The sequence below is a fragment of the Rhodococcus sp. JS3073 genome (assembly GCF_026810085.1).
GTDB classification, from domain to species: Bacteria; Actinomycetota; Actinomycetes; order Mycobacteriales; family Mycobacteriaceae; genus Rhodococcus_F; species Rhodococcus_F wratislaviensis.
The window spans coordinates 984454-1005829 of the sequence record NZ_CP113951.1; the positions used below are offsets into that span (position 1 = coordinate 984454).

A 21376-nucleotide genomic window follows, 5' to 3' on the forward strand; every position below is an offset into this window, starting at 1 on the left:
ATGATGGATGGATGCCACCCAGTGATTCGCCGCGCGGCCGTCGGATCGTCCTCCTCCGACACGGCGAAACGGAATGGGCCCGTTGGGGTAAACACACCGGTCGGACCGACGTCCACCTCACCGAACTGGGTGAAGCCCAGGCACGGCGGGTGGGTCCGGCAATGGACGCTCTCGAGCTGCGCGACCCCCTCGTCATCGTCAGTCCGCGGCAACGCGCCCGGGAGACGGCGGAGCTGGCGGGATTGAAGATCCAGCGCACCTGGGACGCACTCGCCGAATGGGATTACGGGATCTACGAGGGCATGACGACCCCCGAGATCAGGCAGCAGGTGCCGGACTGGACCGTGTGGACGCATCCGTGCCCTCGCGGCGAGCAGGCCGAGCAGGTGCACACCCGGTGCGACCTCGTTCTGTCCGTCGCGCATTCGCAACTCGTCGACCGCGACGTGATCCTCGTCGGGCACGGCCACTTCTCGCGCGCGCTCATCGCTCGCTGGGCGGAGCTTCCGATCAGCGAGGGACGCCGGTTCGCGATGTCGCCGGGCGCGTACTCCGTCCTCGGCTTCGAGCACGGGGCGCAGCAGGTGGTCAGCCACAACGTGACAAGCGAGGAAGGTGCCCGATGATCAGACGCGCAGTACCCGAGGACGTCGCCGCGATCACCGCGATGATCTACGAACTCGCCGAACACCAGAGGGCCCGCGACGAGTGCACCGTCACCGCCGACCAGATCGACGACGCCCTGTTCGGCCCGCAGCCGTCCACGTTCGCCCACGTCGCGGCGAACGACGACGACCGGGTCGTCGGGATCGCGGTGTGGTTCCGGAACTTCTCCACCTGGGACGGAACACACGGCATCTATCTGGAGGACCTGTTCGTCAGCCCGTCCGAGCGCGGTTCCGGGCACGGCAAGGCCCTGCTCGCCACACTCGCGAAGGAGTGCGTCGACAACGGCTACACGCGACTGTCGTGGTCGGTGGTCAACTGGAACAAGCCGTCGATCGCGTTCTACGAGTCGCTGGACGCGCACCCGCAGGACGAATGGACCACGTACCGGCTCACCGGGGATCCGCTCGGCCGCCTCGCGTCCGAGGTGAGTTAGCGGTCCGACGGGTTGTCGGCGTCGGCCTCCTGGCCGTACTCGGCAGCCATCCACTTCGACGTCGGACTGCTGAACAGGCACCCGAGGGCCGCCACCACGACGACGCCGAGCAGCACACCGAAGAACGGCTGGTGCGAATCGGTGAGCAGCGACCACGCCACCGGGAGCAGGAGCAGTTGGGCGACGATCGCGATCGCCCGCCCCCAGCGCCGGCCGAAGATCAGGGCGAGCCCGGCGGCGAGCACGGCGCCACCGAGAATCGCGAACCAGGCCGCGGTGCCGTATCCACTGCTGACGCTCTGGTCGTGTCCGAGGAGTCCCCGGATCACCAGCACCACGGCGACCCCGACCGCCACCGCGCCCTCGAGCGACACCAGGGCGCCCGCCGCGCGGACCGTGGTGGGCGTGGACTTGCTGAGAGACGGCTTCGGCACGTCGGCCAGCCTAGAACACCCCGTCGCCGGCGGCCTCGGACGGTGACACGTGCCGCCCCGGCTAGGCTTGGGCCCCGTGCGCGCGCTGCTGATCGTCAACCCCAATGCCACATCGACGACCCCGGCCGGGCGTGATCTCCTCGCCCACGCGCTGTCGAGCCGGGTGCGGTTGACGGTCGCGCACACGACACACCGGGGTCACGCCGCCGAACTGGCGCAGCAGGCCTGCGTGGACGGGATGGGCCTGATCATCGTCCACGGCGGAGACGGCACCGTGAACGAGGTGGTCAACGGACTGCTCGGCACCCCGGAACCGAAGTCGATGAGCGCGGTGACGGTGGGGCCGATCCCCCCGATCGCCGTCGTCCCCGGCGGGTCGGCGAACGTGTTCGCCCGTTCGCTCGGCATCGCACCCGACCCGGTGGACGCCACCAACCAGCTCATCGACCTCCTCGCCCGCAGGCAGCGGCGCAGGATCGGTCTCGCGCACTGCGACAATCGCTGGTTCACGTTCAACGCCGGTCTCGGCTGGGACGCCCAGGTGTGTGAGGCGGTCGACATGCACCGCAAGAATGGGCGGCCGGCCACACCGGCGCAATATGTCCGCGCGGCGGTGCGCGTGTTCTTCCGATCGAAATACGCGGAGCCGACGCTCACCGTCGAGGTTCCCGATCGCGATCCGGTCGAGGGCGTTCATTACGCATTCGTGTCGAACGCGAGTCCCTGGACGTATCTGAACAAGCGGGAAGTGCACACCAATCCCGACACCACCTACGACACCGGCCTCGGTGTCTTCGCGATGCGATCCACCGCGATCCTCACGACGCTGCGGGTGGCCCGCCAGCTCCTGACCCCCGGAACCCGCCCGAAGGCGAAGAAGCTGGTCCGGGTCGACGACGTGCCGTGCGTGCGAATCACCGCGTCGGAGCCCATCGGACTGCAGATGGACGGCGACTACATCGGACTTCGCAAGGTCGTCGAGTTCGTGTCGGTGCCCGAGGCGCTGGATGTGGTCGCGCCGGCGCGACCCTGAGCAAATCTCGAGAATCCCCGTTTTCATCTAGCGGGAAGTGTCTGCACGGGGTACAAAGGACGGCGCGCCTCGAAGGGCAGCCTAAGTACGTGAGCTCCCCCACGGTGCGGCGGTTTTCTATTGACATCCCGCCAGTTCGTGAAAGCATTCACAAGCAACAGTGCGGAAACATTCTCTACGCACACATGAACTCATGAAGACGAAACGGTGCATTACGCACCCAGTTAAGGAGCAGAAGGATGGACTGGCGCCACAAGGCAATCTGTCGCGACGAAGACCCCGAGTTGTTCTTCCCTGTGGGCAACAGCGGTCCGGCTCTCGCGCAGATTGCTGATGCCAAGGTTGTCTGCAACCGCTGCCCGGTGACCGCCGAATGCCTCTCGTGGGCACTCGAGTCGGGCCAGGACGCCGGTGTGTGGGGCGGCATGAGCGAAGACGAGCGTCGCGCACTCAAGCGCCGCAACGCTCGGACGCGTGCCCGCACCACCGTCTGATACTTCGGAAGAAGACGGGCCCGGCACCACATGGTGCCGGGCCTTTTGCTTACCCGCCGATCAGTACCGCGGCCCACGACGGCCCAGCGGCACGCGTAACACGGCATCCGTTCCACCGTCCGCCCCGGGATGCAGCCCGAGGGAACCGTTCAGCTCGGCGGCCACCAGGGTCCGGACGATCTGCAGACCGAGACGGTCCGACCGCTCGAGGCTGAAACCGGGCGGCAATCCCCTGCCGTCATCGTGGATCACGACGTCCAGCCACCGCGCGGAGCGTTCGGCCCTCATGGTGACCGTGCCCGGAGCGCCGGGCTCGAAGGCATGCTCGATCGCGTTCTGCACGAGTTCGGTCAGCACCATCACCAGCGGCGTGGCCCGCTCCGCGGAGAACACCCCGAAGCTGCCTTCTCGCCGGACCTTGATCGGCGTACTCACCGTCGCCACGTCGGACAGGATCGGCACCAGGCGGTCGACGACCTCGTCGAGGTTCACTTCCTCGTCCACCGACATCGACAGTGTGTCGTGCACGAGGGCGATCGAGGTGACGCGGCGCACCGATTCGCTCAGCGCCTGCCTGGCTTCCTCGTTGTTGGTGCGTCGGGCCTGCAGTCGCAGGAGCGCCGCCACGGTCTGCAGGTTGTTCTTCACCCGGTGATGGATCTCGCGGATCGTCGCATCCTTGCTGAGCAGGGCGCGATCCCGCCTCTTCACCTCGGTGACGTCCCGCACGACGACAGCGGCGCCCACCCGCTTCCCGCCGGGTTTGAGGACCAGCGCCCGGAGCAGAACGGTCGCTCCCCTGGCCTCGATCTCCATGCGGCGGCCCGGCTTGTCGGCGATGGTGTCGCGGATGTACCCGGCGACCTCCTGCGACTCGAACGGATCCGTCACGAGCGACCGCGTGGTGGCGGCGAGGTTCTGGCCGATCAGGTCCGAGCTGAGCCCCATCCGGTGATAGGCCGACAGCGCATTGGGACTCGCGTAGACCACGCTGCCGTCGGTGTCGAGGCGGATGAAGCCGTCGCCGGCACGCGGACTCGAGTTGGTGTCCGACCGGGCCTCACGGATCGGGAAGGTGCCGTCGCTGATCATCTGGCACAGATCCTCGGCGCAGTCGAGATACGCGACCTCGAGCGGGCTCTGCGCCCGCTGATGCGACAGGTTGGTGTCCCGGCTCAGGACCGCGATCACCTCGCCGTTCCACCGCACCGGAACCGCTTCCCCACGCGGCGGCAGACCCGCGTGCCCGCCGCCGTCCTCGGGGCGCACGACGCGGCCCTCGAGCAGCGCCTGCAGCACCTGCGGGTGTTCCGACTCCGACACGACGGTCCCGACGACGTCCTCCGGGAACGCAGTCGACGCGGTGGTGGGCCTGCAGTGGGCGACGCAGATCACGGTGCCGGTGGCGTCGGTGGCCGCGGAATCCGTTCCGACCCAGAGCAGGACGTCCGCGAAGGAGAGGTCGGCGAGCAACTGCCATTCACCGACGACTCGCTGGAGATGATCGACGGCCTCGCCGGGCAGGTCGGTGTGTTCGGCGAGCAGGTCGCTCAGTGTGGACATCGTCGGTGGGTGTCAGCTCAGGAGATGACTGCGATCAGGTCGCCCTGCTGGATCACGTCGCCGACCTTGACGTCCACGGACGTGACCGTGCCTGGCTCTTCGGCGATGACGGGAATCTCCATCTTCATCGACTCGAGGATGACGAGCGTGTCGCCTTCCTTCACCTCGTCACCCGCGCTCACCACAACCTGATACACCGTCGAAACCATTTCGGCGCGCACGTCTTCTGCCATTGTGATCCTTCACTCCCGGGTGTCGAGAAAGCCCTGTTGCAAGGACACCCAACCACACGTGGAAGACTGTGGTGAAAAGAAGGGAGATCTACTCATGGGTAAGCGTGGTCGTAAGAAGCGCAGTCGCAAGGGCAACGCCGCAAACCACGGCAAGCGTCCCAACGCCTGACGCGCCGTAGAACGCACCAGGGGCCGGAAAGCAGCGATGCTTTCCGGCCCCTGATTGCTGTTCTGACGGATTATGCGTCGGGTTCCGTATTGGTGATGAGGATCGTCCGCCGCAACTCGATGGAGAGCCGCTGACGCAGGCTTTCCGGCGCGTGCTCACCGCCGCACTTGCGGTTCACGAGGCTCTTCACCTTCTCCTCGATCCCGTACGCCTCGAGGCACGACCCGCACTCGTCGAGATGTCTCTGCAGCCGCGCCCTCGACGCCTCGTCGCATTCACGGTCCAGCATCAGCCAGACGTCTGCGATGACGGCGGAGCAGTCGAGCTGCTCGAATTCGTCCTGCTCGCTCACCGAGAAACCTCCTGCTCCGCACTCACTACACTGTCGCCGGGCACCTCGTCGGTGCCCCCACGGTTGAATCCACGTTCGCGTGCGACATCGGCGAGCAGACCCCGGAGCTGCTTGCGCCCGCGGTGCAGCCGCGACATCACGGTCCCGATCGGGGTGCCCATGATCTCGGCGATCTCCTTGTAGGGGAAGCCCTCGACGTCGGCGTAGTACACGGCCATCCGGAACTCCTCCGGCAGGGCCTGGAGCGCTTCCTTGATGTCGTCGTCGGGGAGCGCGTCCAGCGCCTCCACCTCGGCGGACCGCAGACCGGTCGACGAATGTTCCGCCGTCGCCGCGAGCTGCCAGTCGGTGATCTCGTCGGTGGGGTACTGCGCGGGCTGGCGCTGCTTCTTGCGGTACGAGTTGATGTACGTATTCGTGAGAATCCGGTACAGCCACGCCTTGAGGTTGGTGCCCTCACGGAACGAACGGAACGCCGTGTAGGCCTTCACGTACGTTTCCTGCACGAGGTCCTCGGCGTCCGCCGGGTTCCTGGTCATCCTCAGAGCAGCACCGTACAGCTGATCCAGAAGTGGGAGCGCATCCCTTTCGAAACGCGCGATCAACTCGTCCTGTGGTTCGGCCTGGTCTGCCGTCGGACGGTCATGTTCCTGCACGCTGATCCCTTCGGTCGCCGTGGGCGTCAACGTTACCGCCAACTGCAGACGCGACGTGGGCTCCCTCACCGAGGACATCACGATACGGACCACTCCCTTCGATGCACTGTTCTTCTGCAGGTACCAACACGCCTCCCGTCCGCTGTGTTCCCGACCGCGTGGCAGAGTGTCTGTCCATGGCCGGAACTGCCACTCCCGCGACGAAGCTGCTCGTCAAACATCGCATCGACCACACCGTGCACAGCTACGCGCACGATGCGCGGGCGGAATCGTACGGTTCGGAGGCCGTCGACGCCCTGGGCGAGACGGTCGGCGTCACCGCACACCAGGTGTTCAAGACGCTGGTGATCAAGCTCGACACCGGCAAGCTGGCGGTCGCGGTCCTGCCGGTGCCGGAGAAGCTGTCGCTGAAGGCGGCGGCCGCGGCGCTGGGCGCGGGCAAGGCGGTGATGGCGGAACGCACCGACGCGGAACGCTCCACCGGGTACGTCTTCGGGGGCATCTCACCGCTCGGACAGCGCAAGGCGCTCGCGACGGTCGTCGACGCGTCGGCGCTCGACTGGGACCGGGTGCTGTGCAGCGCCGGCAGGCGCGGACTCGAGATCGAACTCGCGCCCGCCGACCTGGTGCGGCTCAGCGGAGCCGTCACCGCCTCGGTCACAGCAGGCTGATCTGCTCCCCCACCTGCTCTTCGTCACGACCGGCCGCGTCGGGGTCGAGGAGTTCCGGTCCGTTGTTCTTCACACTGTTCACCAGCGTGGACACCCGCCGGACGGTGATGTCGGCGATCGCGTCGGGTGACACCGCGAGCAGATCCGTCGACGCGGGGTGCTCGGGATCGAGCCACGCGGTCCAGCGGTCGCGGGGCATCACGAGCGGCATCCGGTCGTGGACGTTCTCGAGCTGGGCGGCCGAGTCGACCGTGATGATGCTGCAGCTCAGGACCGGCGGTGAGTCCTCGACCGCGGGATCGTGCCAGACCGACCACAGCCCGGCCATGTACAGGCGGGAGCCGTCCTCCGGCGACATGTAGTACGGGATCTTCTTCGCCTTGCCGGGCTTCTTCCCGGCTGCTGCCGCATCGACCTCGGTCTGCCACTCGTACCAGCCGTCCATCGGAACGAGGCAGCGCTTGTACTTGAACGCGTTCCGGAAGGCCGGTTTGGTGTCGACCGAATCCGCTCGCGCGTTGAACAGCACCGGCCCCTTGCCGAGCTCCTTCGTCCAGGACGGCACGAGCCCCCACCGCATCCGCCGGATCCGCCGGGCGTCGTGACGGTCGACCACCGTCAGGACCTGTGTGGTGGGCGCCACGTTGTAGTCGGGCGGGCTCTCCTCCTCGCCCGCCTCGTCGATCGCATCGAGGTCGGCCGCGAGTGTCGCCGGATTCGCAGTGGTCGCATACCTGCCGCACATGCCCACCAGAGTGGCACGAACCACCGACACCCGCGACACACCGCCCACCCCGCCCGGCGACACGCCCGATAGGCGAAGATGGAGACCGTGAGCCTGAGCCTGTGGAACGCCCCCCGTGCCGAAGCGCCCGTCGTCGCGACGGTCGCCCTCCCCGGATCGAAGTCGATCACCAATCGCGCGCTGATCCTCGCCGCACTCGCGGACGGTCCGTCCACCCTCACCGGGGCATTGCGCAGCCGGGACACCGACCTCATGATCGGCGCGCTCCGCACGCTCGGCATTGGCATCGAGACGGCCGGCGCCGACACGACGCTGCGGGTCACCCCCGGTCCTCTCCATGGTGGTGCGGTCGACTGCGGCCTGGCGGGCACCGTCATGCGGTTCCTTCCCCCGGTCGCCGCGCTCGCGAGCGGAACGGTTCACTTCGACGGGGACGAGCAGGCGCGCACCCGGCCCCTCGACACGATCCTGGACGCGCTGCGCGGTCTCGGCGCGGACATCGACGGCGACTCCCTCCCGTTCACGGTTCGCGGTGGGGGTTCGCTGCGCGGTGGACGGGTCACGATCGACGCGTCCGGCTCGTCACAGTTCGTCTCCGGGCTGCTGCTGTCGGCGGCCGCTTTCGACGAGGGCGTCACGGTGCATCACGACGGCAAGACGGTGCCGTCCATGCCGCACATCGACATGACCGTCGAGATGCTGCGGGAGTCGGGTGTCGAGGTCTCCACCCCGGCGACGGGCGGGGAGGCCGACACGTGGCGGGTGAGCCCCGGTGTCGTCCGGGCCGTCGACCGGGCGATCGAGCCCGACCTGTCGAATGCCACCGCCTTCCTGGCCGCCGCCGCCGTCACCGGCGGTGAGGTGACGGTTCCCCTGTGGCCGAGCAGGACGACGCAACCCGGAGACGCAATCCGCGACATTCTGCTGGCGATGGGCGCTGACGTCCGGCTGGACGGCGCGAACCTCACGGTCCGCGGTCCGCAGCAGCTGAACGGCATCGACATCGACCTGCACGACGTGGGCGAACTCACCCCGACCGTCGCAGCGCTCGCCGCACTCGCACACGGTCCGTCGCACCTGCGGGGCATCGCGCATCTGCGCGGCCACGAGACCGACCGGCTGGCCGCACTCGCGCACGAGATCAACTCGCTGGGCGGGAACGTCACCGAGACCGAGGACGGCCTCACGATCGTCCCGGCAGACCTGCACGGTGGGACGTGGCGCTCCTACGCCGACCACCGGATGGCGACCGCGGGCGCCATCGTCGGGCTGCGCGTCGACGGCATCCGGATCGAGGACGTCGGCACCACGGCGAAGACCCTGCCCGGTTTCGAGAACCTGTGGGCCACAATGCTGTCCGCCGGTGCGGGCACCGAGCGGAAGGCGAGCTTCTGAGTCGCAGGCAGTACGACGAGTCCGACGTCCGGGTGCGCCCGGGCCGAGGAACGCGCCCGCGCACGAAGACCCGGCCGGAGCACCTCGCGGCGGAGTCGGCGATGGTCGTCTCGGTCGACCGCGGCCGGTGGGGTTGCGTGCTGGGCGGCGACCCCGACCGCCCCCTCGTCACCATGCGCGCCCGGGAACTGGGCCGCACCCCCATCGTGGTCGGCGACGAGGTGAGTGTGGTCGGCGATCTGTCCGGCAAGCCCGACACCCTGGCGCGGATCGTGCGGGTGGCCGAGCGCTCCACGGTGTTGCGACGCACCGCCGACGACACCGATCCGTACGAGCGGATCGTCGTGGCCAACGCCCAGCAGCTGCTGATCGTGGTGGCGCTGGCGGACCCGCCGCCGCGGACGGGATTCGTCGAACGTGCGCTCGTCGCCGCGTATGCGGGCGGGTTGAGTCCCATCGTGTGCCTGACGAAGAGCGATCTCGAGCCGCCCGAGGAGTTCGCGAGCGCGTTCGCGGACCTCGATGTCCCCGTCGTCGTGGCCGGTCGCGACGATCCGGTCGACGAGGTCCTGTCGATGCTGTCGGGCCGCCTCACCGCGCTGATCGGCCATTCGGGGGTCGGGAAGTCGACTCTCGTCAACCGTCTCGTGCCCGACGCCGACCGGGCCGTCGGCGTGGTCTCCGGCGTCGGCAAGGGCCGGCACACCTCCACGCAGTCGGTCGCGCTGCCGCTTCCGACGGGCGGTTGGGCGATCGACACTCCCGGTATCCGGTCGTTCGGACTTGCCCACATCTCCCCGGAGAACGTGGTGGCCGCGTTCTCCGATCTGGCCGCCGCCATCGAGGACTGTCCGAGAGGATGTACCCACCTCGGCCCGCCCGCGGACCCGGAATGCGCGCTCGACCTACTGGAGGGCAAGGCCGCCAAACGCGTCGACGCGGTCCGTCACCTCCTCACGGCCATCGCGTCCAACGAAGCCTGGTGAGGGACGAACCGCGTCTGTAGCGGAACTTTCTAGCGGGACAGCAGCGCGCGCAGACCGCGGCGCTTGCGGGTGCGCTTGATCGCGGTACTCAGCCCCTGACGGCGGCCGGTCACGGGATCGATTGTCGCCGTGGTGTTTCCACCGAACTTGCGCTCCGACGCCGTCTCCGGCGCGTCATCCGCGGTCGCCTTGAGGTACTTGTTCGGCAACGACAGCTTGGCGATGGTGCGCCACGACTTCGCGTACTGCACGAGGAAGGGCCCGGTCGTGTACGGCAGGTCGTACTTGTCGCACAGTTCCCGCACCCGCACGGCGATCTCCGCGTAGCGGTTGCTGGGCAGGTCGGGGAACAGGTGGTGCTCGATCTGGTAGCTGAGGTTGCCGGACATGAAGTCCATGAGCTTGCCACCCTCGATGTTCGCGCTACCGAGCATCTGCCGCAGGTACCACTGGGCCGGCGTTTCCTTGTCGATGTCCGCCTTGGTGAATTTCTCGGCGCCGTCCGGGAAGTGCCCGCAGAAGATGATCGCGTTGGTCCACACGTTGCGGATCATGTTCGCGGCGATGTTGGCGGTGAGTGTGCTCTTCCACGCCGGACCCGTGACCGCGGGGTGGATTACGTAATCCTTGAGGATCTGCTTGCCGACCTTCTCACCGACCTCGCGGAGCTTGCGCTGGGTCTCCTCGCTCGGCACGCGCCCCTTGGCGACCTTGCCGAGTTCGAGATGCTGCGCCGCGATTCCGTACTCGAAGAACAGCGCGAGCAGCGTGTTGTACAGGAGATTGCCGGTGTTGAACGGCTTCCACCGCTGGTCGCGCGTGACGCGCAGCAGTCCGTATCCCACGTCGTCGTCCATGCCGAGGACGTTGGTGTACTTGTGGTGAATGTAGTTGTGCGTCTGCTTCCAGTGAGCGGACGGTCCCGTCACGTCCCACTCCCACGAGGTGGAGTGGATCTCGGGATCGTTCATCCAGTCCCACTGGCCGTGCATGACGTTGTGGCCGAGTTCCATGTTCTCGATGATCTTCGAGAGGGACAGCATGGCTGTGCCCGCCAGCCAGGCGGGACGCCGCTTGCTCGCGAAGAGGATGGCTCGGCCACCGATTTCGAGGGAACGCTGCAGTCTGATCGTGTTTCGCACGTACCGCGCGTCACGCTCCCCGCGGGACTCTTCGATATCGCGCCGGATCGCATCGAGCTCGCGTCCGAGCGACTCGATGTCGGCTTCGGTGAGATGTGCGTATTCCTTGACGTCTGCAATCGCCATGGGGGACCTCCTCCTGGCTGGGTCGACAGTTCGCACCCGAAAGGCGCTGACTCGACCTACCGTACCGTAAGTTACGACACCGTAGGTTACCTGAGTGTAGGTGTGAGTGAAATCACCGTCGACGTCGGGGAATCTTGGCCTCCGCGCGGGCGCGCAACGCCGACAACAGACCCCGCCGCTGCCCCGTGACGGGATCCGTGCGCAACGTCTCGACCATCGCGGCACCCGCATCACGGGCGTCGCGGAACTTGCGTTCCGAGGACGTCTCCGGCGCGTCGTCCGCCGTCGCCCGCAGGAACCGGTCGGGCAGGGCGAGCTTGTGGATCGTGCGCAGAGCCAGCAGGTACTGCTTGGCGAGCGAACCCGTGGTGTACGGCAGGTCGTACTTCTCGCACAGCGCCCGCACCTTCACGGCGATCTCCGGGTACCGGTTGCTCGGCAGGTCCGGGAACAGGTGATGCTCGATCTGGTAGCTGAGGTTCCCGCTCATGAAGCCCATGATCTTGCCGGAGTCGAAATTCGCGCTGCCGAGCATCTGGCGGAGGTACCACTCGTGCCGGGTCTCGTTCTCGTACTCGTCCACCGTGAACTTCTCGGCACCGTCTGGGAAGTGCCCGCAGAAGATCACCACATAGGCCCACAGATTCCGCACGAGGTTGGCGGTGGCGTTGGCCGTCAGCGTCGACTTCCACGCCGGCCCCGCGAGCACCGGGAACAGGAGGAAGTCCTTGCCGACCTGGCGGAAGATCTTGCGCCCGAAATCCTTGTTGGCCTGGGAATTGAGCTGACCCTTCTCCGCACCCTCCAGCTCGGCGGCGAACGTGAGGTCGTGGAGCGCGATCCCCCACTCGAACGTAGCGGCCAGGATGATGTTGGCGAAGGGCTGCAGCAGATTGATCGGCCGCCACTCCTCGTCGCGGGTCATCCTGAGGATGCCGAACCCCACATCGGAATCCATTCCCACAATGTTGGTGAACGTGTGGTGGGAGTAGTTGTGCGCCCGCTTCCAATGCTCCGAGGGGCCCGTCTGATCCCACTCCCACGACATGGAGTGGATCTCCGGATCGTTCATCCAGTCCCACTGGCCGTGCATCACGTTGTGGCCGAGTTCCATGTTCTCGATGATCTTCGAGAGGGAGAGCATCGCGGTGCCCGCGAGCCAGGCCGGGCGGTAGCGGCTTCCGAACAACGCAAGCCGGCCACCGAGCTCCAACAGCCGTTGCGCCCTGATGGCCCGGCGGATGTAGCGGGCGTCGCGAACGCCCCGCGAATCCTCCACGTCGAGCCGGATCGCATCCAACTCACGCCCGAGCGATTCGATGTCCGCTTCGGTCAGATGCGCGAACTCTTTGATGTCGGTGATCGCCACCGTGCTCCTCCGTCTGGTGAGAGTCCGAGAATAGCGGAGTCAGGTGAACAACACGCTCACGCTCACGCGTCGAGCGTGCAGTCCCCTGCCGCCGCGGAGATACAAGTCTGGACTCGGTCACCTTCGGCGTGCTGCTTGCCCGACCTCAGGTCGATCGCATGCCCGGCGAGAATCGGCACGACACAGGTCTGGCAGATACCCATCCGGCAGCCGAACGGCATCAGTGCCCCGACCTGCTCACCGGCCTCGAGGAGAGTGGTGGCACCGTCGATCGACACGGTCTTGTCGGCCTTGGCGAACGTGACGGTCCCGCCCTCGCCGGACGTGTCCGCGCGGGAGACGGCGAACCGTTCGAGGTGCAACTTGCCCTCGATGCCCTCGTCGCGCCACAACGTCTCGATCTCGTCGAGCATCGGCAGCGGCCCGCAGGCCCACGTCTGCCGTTCACGCCAATCGGGACACACCTCGTCGAGCGAGGACAACGCGAACTTGCCCTGGCTGCGGGTGAGCTGGATCTTGCACCGGAAGTCGTCGTGCTCCTCGTGGAGCCGGGTGAGCTCGTCGGCGAACATCACGTCGGCGTCGGTGGGGGCCGAATGGACGTGGAAGACGTCGGGGAGCTGACCGCGCCGGTTCATCGTGCGCAGCATCGCCATGACGGGTGTGATGCCGCTGCCCGCGGTGAGGAACAGGATCCGCTCCGGCGGCGGATCGGGCAGCGCGAAGTTGCCCGTGGGCGTCGCGAGCCGCACGATCGTTCCCGAGGGCACGCCGTTGACGAGGTGACTCGACAGGAATCCCTCGGGCATCGCCTTGACGGCGATGGAGATGAGCTTGTCGTCCCAGTTCGGCGGCGACGTGAGGGAGTACGAGCGCCAGTGCCAGCGACCGTCGATGTGCAGACCGATGCCGATGTACTGGCCGGGCTCGTAGTCGAAGTCGAATCCCCAGCCCGGCTTGATGACGATCGTGGCCGAGTCCGCCGTCTCCGCGCGCACCTCCACGATCTGTCCGCGCAGTTCGCGAGCCGACCACAGCGGGTTGGCCAGGTGCAGGTAGTCGTCGGGCAGCAATGGCGTCGTGAGCCGTGCCGCCGCACCCCGCAACCAATTGAGCTTGGACCGCTTGGCGGGCACGACCGCTGCTGCGGGCGCCTCGATCCAATCCTTCAGACCCATCCGACCTCCACCTTTTCCGTCATGACCTACGCTACCGTAGGTTACCAAGCTACGGTACCGTAGGTTACCCCGAGGTAAGAGGACGGACCGGTCAGAGTAGTTCGAGAAGGAACGGAAGCTCCTGGGTGGCGTACCACGCCAGGACATGATCCTCCGCGTCACCGAGAACGAACTCGGCGTCCGGGTCCCCGAGATCCGCCTCGTCGATCGCCGACACGGCCCGTTCGATGTCCGGCTCCGCCTCCGCGAGATCCACGTGCACCGACGCGACCGTGCCGATCGTCACCGGACCGGGCAACCGGACCACGGCGTCGTCGAGGTCCGGTCGCGGCGTCACGTCGTCCACGTCCGCGGCGACCACGGCGCGACGGAAGCGAACCCCGTCGCTCCCGCTCTCCCCCACCCGGCCCGCAATCAGTCGCAGCGAGGCCCGGGCCGCCTCGGCCATCGCGACCTCGGCCAGTTCTTCGTCGTCGCCCGACGAGTACGCCTCGCGGAGCGTGGGGGTGACGGCGAAGGCGGTACGGCTCATCGGATCGAACTCCCGGTCGGCGACGAGCCGCTGAAGGATCTCGATCGTCGCGGGAACGTACACCCTCGTCATGCGTCACCCGTCATTCGCACCGCGGACTTCTCACCGGCTGGCATCCAACAACTCCTCGAGAGATTCGTACAGCAGCGCCGCCACCACGTCCACGTCGGCCATGGCGTCACGGTCTGCATTCAAACCGTAGTAGACGTTGCCGTCGTAGGACGTCAGGCCGATGCTCAAAGTCTGGTTTTTCAGCAGGGGCGACACCGGATACATCTCGAGCATCCGCGCTCCCCCGACATACAGCGGCAACTGCGGTCCCGGCGCGTTGGTGATCATCAGATTGAACATCCGCTGCGAGAAGCTACTCGCCACACGGGCACTCATCGCGTGCAGCGTTGCGGGCGCGAATCCCGACAAACGCACCAGGGTCTCCGCGGTGACCCGCTGGCTCTGCTTGGCGTGCGCCTCCATGGCGTGCGCCACGTGCGACAGCCGCACCACGGCATTCGGTTCCCCGACCGGCAGGTCGATGAGGAACGACGACACCATGCTCCGCGGATCCGCCCACTCGCCGCGGCGTGACGCCTCGTCGTCGGCCTCGGGATCCGTTGCGTACACGGACATCGGCACCATGGCCCGGACCGTGGTCGACTCGGCCACCGGCTCACCGCGGGACAGCAGCCAGTACCGCATCGCGCCCGCCACGACGGCGAGGATGACGTCGTTGACCTCGCACCCGTACTGCGCGCGGATCTTCCGGTAGTCGCCCAGTTCGGTCTTGACCACCGCGAAGCGCCGATTGCGTGAAATGGTCGCATTGAGCGGACTTGCCGGCGCCACCTGCGTAGCGGTGCGCACCACGGCGGCGACCTTGCCGACGGCGCGCACGGTCTCGCCGAGCGCAGACGCCATGTCACCCAACGTCATCCGCAGCGCCGCCAGCCCTTCGCCCGGCCTCGACACCATCTCCGCCAGCGCCCCGGCGATGAGAGTGGACTCACTGGGGGCCGGGCTCGGCATCCAGAGTTCCTCGGCCATGGGCCGCCGGGTCTTCGCCGGGTCCAGGATCACCTGACCGATCTCGAGCGCCGTCTCACCGTCGACCAGCGAGGAATGGGACTTCGTGAAGATGGCGAAGCGGTTGTTCGACAACCCCTCCACCAGGTACATCTCCCACAGCGGTCGCGTGTTGTCGAGCGGCCGGGACGTGAGCCGTGCGACCAGATCGTGCAACTGGGCGTCCGATCCAGGCTTCGGCAGCGCCGACCGCCGGACGTGGTACTCGATGTCGAAGTCCTGGTCATCCACCCACACCGGCCGCGACAGCCCCAGCGCCACCTCCCGCACCTTCTGCCGGTAGCGCGGCACCAAGCTCAGCCGTTCCTCGACGAGGCTCAGTAATTCCTCGTAGGACAACCCGTTTCGCGGCTTGCGGAAGATCGCGAGCGACCCCACGTGCATCGGCGTACTGCTCGCCTCGAGAAAGTAGAACGACGCGTCCTGCGTAGTCAGTCTCGTCACCATGTCGGCGCCTGTCCCCCTTGCATCCCGTCTCGATCGACCTCGAGAAGTATCGCTATCTCCTCCGCGGTGGCGCCGCCGTCGACGTGGTGGATACCCACCATCCCGACGGCCACCGCACCCCGGACATTGACCGACAGGTCGTCGACGAAGATACAGTCCCCCGGGGCCAGACCGAGCGCGTCGGCCGTCAGCCGGTAGATCCGCGGGTCGGGTTTGGCGACACCGACGTCCCCGGACAGCACGACCTGATCGACCAGCCGGCCGTCACCGAGTTCCCGCAGCCACTGCGCGCCGGGACCACCAGGATCGTTGCTGAGGATCGCGGTCCGCACCCCACGGATCCGGGCACCGGCGAGAACGGACGACAGGCCGTCCATGTCCGAACCGGGACCCGCGAGAACGCCTCCGAAGTCCACTATCAATCCCCGCACGTCACCACCCTAGGGTCCGCTCCCCGGTTCGGCGACACGACGACGGGATCCGTGCGAGTATGACCGCTACGACGGCCGTCTCATGCCGAAACCGGGGGGTAAGAATGAGTGAGTCCTACACGTTCCTGTCACGGGTGCCGCGCTTCGAACCGGCGGCCGGTGACATTCCCGGGCCACCTCGGCCTGGGCATTCGGCGGCGGCGCCGTCGGGCGGGCGGCACGCGTCCGGGCGCGGCAGGCACCGCTCGTCGCCCCATTCGGGGGCGTCGCCACGCACCGCCGCGACGCAGCCGGGAACTCTGCCTCTTCCGTCGCCGGATGTCCAGCGGTTCACGGAGCAGGCGTTCCGGCTCGTCCTCGAAGTGCTGGATCGGCGCCGCAACGTACGGCAACTGCGGCCGCTGGTGACGCCGTCGCTCGTCGACGTCGTGCGCACGCTCGCGCTGTCGGAGTCGCCCGCCCGGCGACTCGGTGTCGCGACGCTCGTCCGCGTGCACCTGCGTGCGGTGGAGCCGTGCGCATTCGAGGCCTTCGGCACCTACGGCCGAGGACCGCGGATCTTCGTGATCGCGGCCCGTGTCGAACAGGAGTCCGACACGGGCTGGACCGTCACCTCACTGGTGATCGGCTGATCGTCTTCTGCTGCGGTCAGCGCTTGCGCTTGGTCCGCGGGGCCTTCTTGCCCTTCGACTGCGACCGGGCGGCCTCACGCCGCTGGCGACGGGTTCCGGCGTCGGAGGTATCGTCCGACTCGGCCGCTCCGCGGCGGCTGAGCTGGGCGTTGCCGTCCTCGGCAGGCCCGGAGTAGGTGAGCCCGCGGGGCTCGCCGTCGTCCAGTCCCTTCGCACGGAGGGCGGACGGTGCCGCCGTGCCCTGCGCCTGCTGCGCCGCCTCCTGGGTGGGCAGTGGCCGCGGCGCGGCCGGGGCGGGCGAGGCCGACGCCGTCGCCGCTGCGGAGGCCGCGGTGACGCTGACGCCAGGGGCCTGTGCCGCCTGCGGGGCGGCCGCCTCGACCTGAAGGTTGAACAGGAATCCGACCGACTCCTCCTTCAGGCCCTCGAGCATGCCGCCGAACATGTCGAAACCTTCGCGCTGGTACTCGACGAGCGGATCACGCTGGGCCATCGCCCGCAGGCCGATGCCTTCCTTGAGGTAGTCCATCTCGTAGAGGTGTTCGCGCCACTTGCGGTCGAGCACGCTCAGCAGGACGCGGCGCTCCAGTTCGCGCATCGATCCCTCGCCGGCGACGCCGTCGATCTCGGCCTCGCGCCGGGCGTAGGCGTCGTGTGCATCCTTCAGCAGGGTCTCACGCAGTTCTTCGGCGGTGATGTCGTTGGTCTCACCGTCGTCGCTGTCGCCGACCAGTTCCTTGTAGTCGAGGCCGACCGGGTACAGCGTCTTGAGGGCCGTCCACAGTTGTTCGAGATCCCAGTCCTCGACGTACCCTTCGGCGGTGGCGCCGTCGACGTAGGCGGTGACCACGTCGGTGATCATCTTCTCGACCTGGCCCTCCATATCCTTGCCTTCGAGGATCTGGCGGCGCTCGTTGTAGATGACCGTGCGCTGCTGGTTCATCACCTCGTCGTACTTGAGGACGTTCTTGCGGATCTCGAAGTTCTGCTGCTCGACCTGCGTCTGCGCGCTCTTGATGGCCTTCGAGACCATCTTCGCCTCGATCGGAACGTCGTCGGGCAGGTTGAGCCGGGTCATGATCGACTCGAGCGCCGCGCCGTTGAACCGTCGCATCAACTCGTCGCCGAGCGACAGGTAGAACCGCGACTCACCCGGATCGCCCTGACGGCCGGACCGGCCGCGCAACTGGTTGTCGATGCGCCGGGACTCGTGCCGCTCGGTGCCGAGGACGTACAGTCCGCCCGCCTCACGAACCTTGTCCGCGTCCGCCTTCACCTCGGCCTTGACCTGGTCGAGGACGTCGTCCCACGCCGCCTCGTAGTCGTCGGGCGTGTGAACGGGGTCGAGCCCCTGCTTGCGGAGCGCGATGTCCGCGATGATGTCGGGGTTGCCGCCGAGCACGACGTCGGTACCACGACCGGCCATGTTGGTCGCCACGGTGACGGCGCCCGACCTGCCGGCCTCGGCGATGATCTGGGCTTCCTGCTCGTGGAACTTCGCGTTCAGCACGTTGTGTGCCACGCCGCGCTTGGTGAACTGCTTCGACAGGTACTCGGACCGCTCGACGCTGGTCGTGCCGATCAGGACCGGCTGGCCCTTCTCGTGCCGCTCCACCACGTCGTCGACGACGGCGTCGAACTTGGCTTCCTCGGTCTTGTAGATCAGGTCGCCGTTGTCGACGCGGACCATCGGCCGGTTGGTGGGGATCGGGATGACGCCGAGGTTGTAGATCTGGTGCAGCTCGGCGGCCTCGGTCTCGGCCGTACCCGTCATGCCCGACAGCTTGTCGTAGAGGCGGAAGTAGTTCTGCAGCGTGATCGTGGCGAGGGTCTGGTTCTCGGCCTTGATCTCGACCTTCTCCTTGGCCTCGATGGCCTGGTGCATGCCCTCGTTGTACCGGCGGCCGACGAGGACGCGGCCGGTGAACTCGTCGACGATGATCACTTCACCGTCGCGGACGATGTAGTCCTTGTCCTTCGTGTAGAGCTCCTTGGCCTTGATGGCGTTGTTCAGGTAGCTCACGAGCGGCGAGTTGGCGGCCTCGTACAGGTTGTCGATGCCGAGCTGGTCCTCGACGAGCTCGACGCCGGCCTCGTGGACGCCGATGGTGCGTTTGCGGATGTCGACCTCGTAGTGCACGTCACGCTTGAGCAGCGGCGCGATGCGCGCGAACTCCGCGTACCACTTGCTCGAGGCGTCGGCGGGGCCGGAGATGATGAGAGGGGTCCGGGCCTCGTCGATGAGGATGGAGTCGACCTCGTCGACGACCGCGAAGCTGTGACCGCGCTGGACGAGATCGTCCAGGGAGTGCGTCATGTTGTCACGCAGGTAGTCGAACCCGAATTCGTTGTTGGTGCCGTATGTGATGTCGGCCGCATAGGCTGCGCGACGCTCGGCAGGCGACATGCCGGACAGGATCACGCTGGTGTCGAGGCCGAGGAAGCGGTGGACGCGGCCCATCCACTCGGAGTCGCGCTTGGCGAGGTAGTCGTTGACCGTGACGACGTGCACGCCGTCCCCGGCGATCGCGTTGAGGTACGCGGGCAACACGCAGGTCAGGGTCTTGCCCTCACCCGTCTTCATCTCGGCGATGTTGCCGAAGTGGAGGGCGGCGCCGCCCATGATCTGCACGTGGAAGTGCCGCTGGTCGATGACCCGCCAGGACGCCTCGCGGGCGACGGCGAACGCCTCGGGCAGCAGCTCGTCGAGCGTCTCGCCGTCGCGGTAGCGGGCGCGGAACTCCTCGGTCTTCGCGCGGAGTTGCTCGTCGGTCAGGTCTTCGACCTCGGGCGACAGCGAGGAAACGTGGTCGGCGATGTGCTTGAGCCGCTTGACCATGCGACCTTCACCAACACGGAGCAGCTTCGATAGCGACAGCGACGGCACAGTCTTGTTCGTCCTCAATCTTCGGCAGTGGATGGGTGACACACAAAATCCGGCCGGAGGTCCGAGAACCCCGGCCGGATTCCATGGTAGGCGCTTCCGCGATCGGACGAGTAGACCGACCGCTCGGATCGTCAGGCGGAACGGGAGTACATCACGCCAGACGGATCAATCCGTAGTCGAACGCGTGCCGCCGGTAGACGACGGTCGCCTTGTCCGACTCCTTGTCGTGGAACAGGAAGAAATCGTGTCCCACCAGCTCCATCTCGTACAAAGCGTCGTCGACGGTCATCGGCGTGGCCTTGTGTTCCTTGGTACGCACGACATGACCCGGCGTGTGCTCGTCCGACACCTGACCGTCCAGGGAGATGTCGGGACTGATGCCGAGACTGTCGTCCTCGGCGAGTGCGGCGGTGGCCTCCGCCACCGACACCGGGGTCTTTTCTCCGTAGTGGACCTTTTTGCGATCCTTGGTGCGGCGGAGCCTGCTCTCGAGCTTGGCGGTCACCGACTCGAATGCTGCATAGAAGCTGTCGGCGCATGCCTCGGCTCGGGCTACCGGCCCCTTGCCTCGGGCAGTGATCTCGACGCGCTGGCAGTTTTTCCTCTGGCGTCGATTGGGTTCGTGGTGAAGTTCGACATCGAACAGGAATATGGAGGGATCGAAGCGCTCGAGGCGCGACAGCTTCTCGGAGACGTACACGCGGAAGTGGTCGGGTACCTCGACGTTGCGTCCCTTGACGACGATCTCGGCGTTGGGGGTATCCGTCTTCTCTTGTGCATCCGTTGTGCGGTCGTCGACGAAAACCGAGGCTTGCGAAGGGGTCGTCACTCGTACCTCCCGATTACGGCCCCGCCCCTTGATGGGCGGCGGCGAGTTTGAGCAATGCCGGAAGGGGGTCCGCCCGGCACCAGGTTCGAAGTTCCACCTCCTACCTGTGTTTTCGGGTGTGTCCGCGACGCTAGTACGTAACGCGCGCGAGTGCCACTGTTCGGCAGAATTTCATCTGACACCCGCCACGACGACCACCGCACTCACTCGGATACCTGCTCGCGACAGCACCCGGACCGACTCGGCGGCGGTCGCCCCGGTGGTCGACACGTCGTCCAGCAGTACCACCGAGATACGTTGCAGTGCAGCCGGTCCCGACGAGAGAAGCCGCGCGAATCCTTCCCCGCTGCGCGTCAACCGGACGCCACCCTCGAGGTTTACTCGACGTTGATCTGCGCTCAGTCCGACCGAATCGCGCACGGCGTGTCGCATCACGAGCGCGGGGCACACCCGTCTGCCTCGCACCGCGGCGACGGCGATCCGGGCGACGGGGTCGCCGCCGCGTGCACGGGCGGCCCGGGGACGCGTCGGAGCCGGCACCAGAACCACCGGGGCCACGTTCGGCGGGTCGAGTTCACCCCACTGCTGCAGACGGCCCAGGGCGCCAGCGACGGCGGATCCGAGGGGCGCAGCGAGATCACGCCGCCCGCGTTCCTTCGCGGCGATCACGGCCCGACGGCGGGCACCCGAGTACGGTCCGAGTGCCCACACCCCGACCCCGGGATCGACGCGGGGCCGGAGCAGCACGGGATCGTCGGCCAACTCCGTGGCGCAGCGGGCACACCACTGAGTGCCCGGCACCCCGCACCCGCCGCATTCGGCGGGCAGGATCAGGTCGAGCAGGCTCCGGAGGCCGGGCAGGGCGCGCATGCGGGCAGTATCGGCGACCG

At 67.2% G+C, this 21376-nt stretch carries 24 protein-coding genes; 9 read left to right on the forward strand and 15 right to left on the reverse strand.

Annotation, left to right across the window (positions count from 1 at the left end):
* Positions 1-11: 11 nt before the first annotated feature.
* Both OYT95_RS04760 and OYT95_RS04765 read left to right on the forward strand, forming a co-directional pair.
* Positions 12-626, forward strand: a complete 615-nt coding sequence (locus OYT95_RS04760) for an acid phosphatase (RefSeq protein WP_005240106.1) — start codon at positions 12-14, stop codon at positions 624-626.
* Positions 623-1102: a GNAT family N-acetyltransferase gene (locus OYT95_RS04765; protein ID WP_037245153.1), complete on the forward strand. Its 480-nt coding sequence runs from the start codon at positions 623-625 to the stop codon at positions 1100-1102. Before OYT95_RS04760 ends, OYT95_RS04765 begins: the two co-directional genes overlap by 4 nt.
* Here the strand turns inward: OYT95_RS04765 and OYT95_RS04770 are convergent.
* Positions 1099-1536 (reverse strand): hypothetical protein, encoded by a 438-nt coding sequence (locus tag OYT95_RS04770; protein WP_005240102.1) that lies wholly within the window; start codon positions 1534-1536, stop codon positions 1099-1101. The genes OYT95_RS04765 and OYT95_RS04770 overlap by 4 nt on opposite strands.
* A 76-nt stretch (positions 1537-1612) precedes the next feature.
* Between OYT95_RS04770 and OYT95_RS04775 the strand changes: the two genes are divergently transcribed.
* Together OYT95_RS04775 and OYT95_RS04780 are read left to right on the forward strand one after the other, a co-directional pair.
* Positions 1613-2569, forward strand: a complete 957-nt coding sequence (locus OYT95_RS04775; protein ID WP_037245151.1) for a diacylglycerol/lipid kinase family protein — start codon at positions 1613-1615, stop codon at positions 2567-2569.
* 239 nt (positions 2570-2808) lie between these two features.
* On the forward strand, positions 2809-3063 hold the full coding sequence (locus OYT95_RS04780) for a WhiB family transcriptional regulator (protein WP_005240099.1): 255 nt from the start codon (positions 2809-2811) through the stop codon (positions 3061-3063).
* A gap of 60 nt (positions 3064-3123) precedes the next feature.
* On the opposite strand, the gene OYT95_RS04785 is transcribed toward OYT95_RS04780, so the two are convergent.
* Entirely contained in the window at positions 3124-4626 is a 1503-nt protein-coding gene (locus OYT95_RS04785) for a sensor histidine kinase (protein ID WP_037245148.1), read from the reverse strand.
* A gap of 17 nt (positions 4627-4643) precedes the next feature.
* Complete coding sequence (locus OYT95_RS04790; RefSeq protein ID WP_005240095.1) at positions 4644-4859, reverse strand: biotin/lipoyl-binding carrier protein; 216 nt, start codon at positions 4857-4859, stop codon at positions 4644-4646.
* A 94-nt stretch (positions 4860-4953) separates the two neighbouring features.
* On the opposite strand from OYT95_RS04790, the gene OYT95_RS44640 reads away from it, so the two are divergent.
* The gene (locus tag OYT95_RS44640; RefSeq protein WP_022597109.1) at positions 4954-5028 is read left to right on the forward strand and encodes a 50S ribosomal protein bL37; all 75 of its coding nucleotides are present in this window, start codon (positions 4954-4956) and stop codon (positions 5026-5028) included.
* A gap of 70 nt (positions 5029-5098) precedes the next feature.
* Here the strand turns inward: OYT95_RS44640 and rsrA are convergent, their stop codons facing one another.
* Both rsrA and OYT95_RS04800 read right to left on the reverse strand, forming a co-directional pair.
* Positions 5099-5380, reverse strand: coding sequence for a mycothiol system anti-sigma-R factor (rsrA, locus tag OYT95_RS04795; RefSeq protein ID WP_005240092.1), 282 nt, complete (start codon positions 5378-5380; stop codon positions 5099-5101).
* On the reverse strand, positions 5377-6114 hold the full coding sequence (locus OYT95_RS04800) for a sigma-70 family RNA polymerase sigma factor (protein WP_268790892.1): 738 nt from the start codon (positions 6112-6114) through the stop codon (positions 5377-5379). Before OYT95_RS04800 ends, rsrA begins: the two co-directional genes overlap by 4 nt.
* A gap of 98 nt (positions 6115-6212) precedes the next feature.
* Here OYT95_RS04800 and ybaK point away from each other — a divergent pair, with 98 nt between their 5' ends.
* Positions 6213-6707 (forward strand): Cys-tRNA(Pro) deacylase, encoded by a 495-nt coding sequence (gene ybaK, locus OYT95_RS04805; protein WP_112299303.1) that lies wholly within the window; start codon positions 6213-6215, stop codon positions 6705-6707.
* Here ybaK and OYT95_RS04810 read toward each other — a convergent pair.
* Positions 6694-7452, reverse strand: a complete 759-nt coding sequence (locus OYT95_RS04810; protein WP_037245719.1) for an SOS response-associated peptidase — start codon at positions 7450-7452, stop codon at positions 6694-6696. The genes ybaK and OYT95_RS04810 overlap by 14 nt on opposite strands.
* A gap of 78 nt (positions 7453-7530) precedes the next feature.
* Here OYT95_RS04810 and aroA point away from each other — a divergent pair, with 78 nt between their 5' ends.
* Positions 7531-8847 carry a 3-phosphoshikimate 1-carboxyvinyltransferase gene (gene aroA / locus OYT95_RS04815; protein ID WP_128639014.1) on the forward strand — a complete coding sequence of 439 codons (1317 nt, stop codon included), beginning with the start codon at positions 7531-7533 and terminating at the stop codon, positions 8845-8847.
* Positions 8793-9833, forward strand: coding sequence for a ribosome small subunit-dependent GTPase A (rsgA, locus tag OYT95_RS04820; RefSeq protein WP_081792784.1), 1041 nt, complete (start codon positions 8793-8795; stop codon positions 9831-9833). Before aroA ends, rsgA begins: the two co-directional genes overlap by 55 nt.
* A gap of 29 nt (positions 9834-9862) precedes the next feature.
* On the opposite strand, the gene OYT95_RS04825 is transcribed toward rsgA, so the two are convergent.
* From OYT95_RS04825 to OYT95_RS04850, 6 genes are all read right to left on the reverse strand, one after another.
* Complete coding sequence (locus tag OYT95_RS04825; protein WP_128639015.1) at positions 9863-11101, reverse strand: fatty acid desaturase family protein; 1239 nt, start codon at positions 11099-11101, stop codon at positions 9863-9865.
* 112 nt (positions 11102-11213) lie between these two features.
* A complete protein-coding gene (locus OYT95_RS04830) occupies positions 11214-12470 on the reverse strand; it encodes a fatty acid desaturase family protein (RefSeq protein WP_009479539.1) in 1257 nt (418 codons plus the stop codon).
* A gap of 62 nt (positions 12471-12532) precedes the next feature.
* Positions 12533-13648: a ferredoxin reductase gene (locus tag OYT95_RS04835; RefSeq protein ID WP_037245141.1), complete on the reverse strand. Its 1116-nt coding sequence runs from the start codon at positions 13646-13648 to the stop codon at positions 12533-12535.
* A 91-nt stretch (positions 13649-13739) separates the two neighbouring features.
* Positions 13740-14252, reverse strand: coding sequence for a DUF6912 family protein (locus OYT95_RS04840; RefSeq protein ID WP_009479537.1), 513 nt, complete (start codon positions 14250-14252; stop codon positions 13740-13742).
* Between the two features lie 30 nt (positions 14253-14282).
* The gene (locus OYT95_RS04845) at positions 14283-15707 is read right to left on the reverse strand and encodes a WS/DGAT/MGAT family O-acyltransferase (RefSeq protein ID WP_037245137.1); all 1425 of its coding nucleotides are present in this window, start codon (positions 15705-15707) and stop codon (positions 14283-14285) included.
* Positions 15701-16138: an HAD-IA family hydrolase gene (locus tag OYT95_RS04850; RefSeq protein ID WP_037245135.1), complete on the reverse strand. Its 438-nt coding sequence runs from the start codon at positions 16136-16138 to the stop codon at positions 15701-15703. Before OYT95_RS04850 ends, OYT95_RS04845 begins: the two co-directional genes overlap by 7 nt.
* A 104-nt stretch (positions 16139-16242) precedes the next feature.
* Between OYT95_RS04850 and OYT95_RS04855 the strand changes: the two genes are divergently transcribed.
* Positions 16243-16770, forward strand: coding sequence for an Rv3235 family protein (locus tag OYT95_RS04855; RefSeq protein WP_112299301.1), 528 nt, complete (start codon positions 16243-16245; stop codon positions 16768-16770).
* Positions 16771-16786: 16 nt separating this feature from the next.
* Here OYT95_RS04855 and secA read toward each other — a convergent pair whose 3' ends face one another.
* The 3 genes from secA to OYT95_RS04870 form a co-directional block, all read right to left on the reverse strand.
* Positions 16787-19657, reverse strand: coding sequence for a preprotein translocase subunit SecA (gene secA / locus OYT95_RS04860; protein ID WP_037245132.1), 2871 nt, complete (start codon positions 19655-19657; stop codon positions 16787-16789).
* Positions 19658-19808: 151 nt separating this feature from the next.
* Positions 19809-20486, reverse strand: a complete 678-nt coding sequence (gene hpf, locus OYT95_RS04865; protein ID WP_037245130.1) for a ribosome hibernation-promoting factor, HPF/YfiA family — start codon at positions 20484-20486, stop codon at positions 19809-19811.
* Positions 20487-20657: 171 nt separating this feature from the next.
* Entirely contained in the window at positions 20658-21356 is a 699-nt protein-coding gene (locus OYT95_RS04870) for a ComF family protein (protein ID WP_268790894.1), read from the reverse strand.
* Positions 21357-21376: the final 20 nt, after the last annotated feature.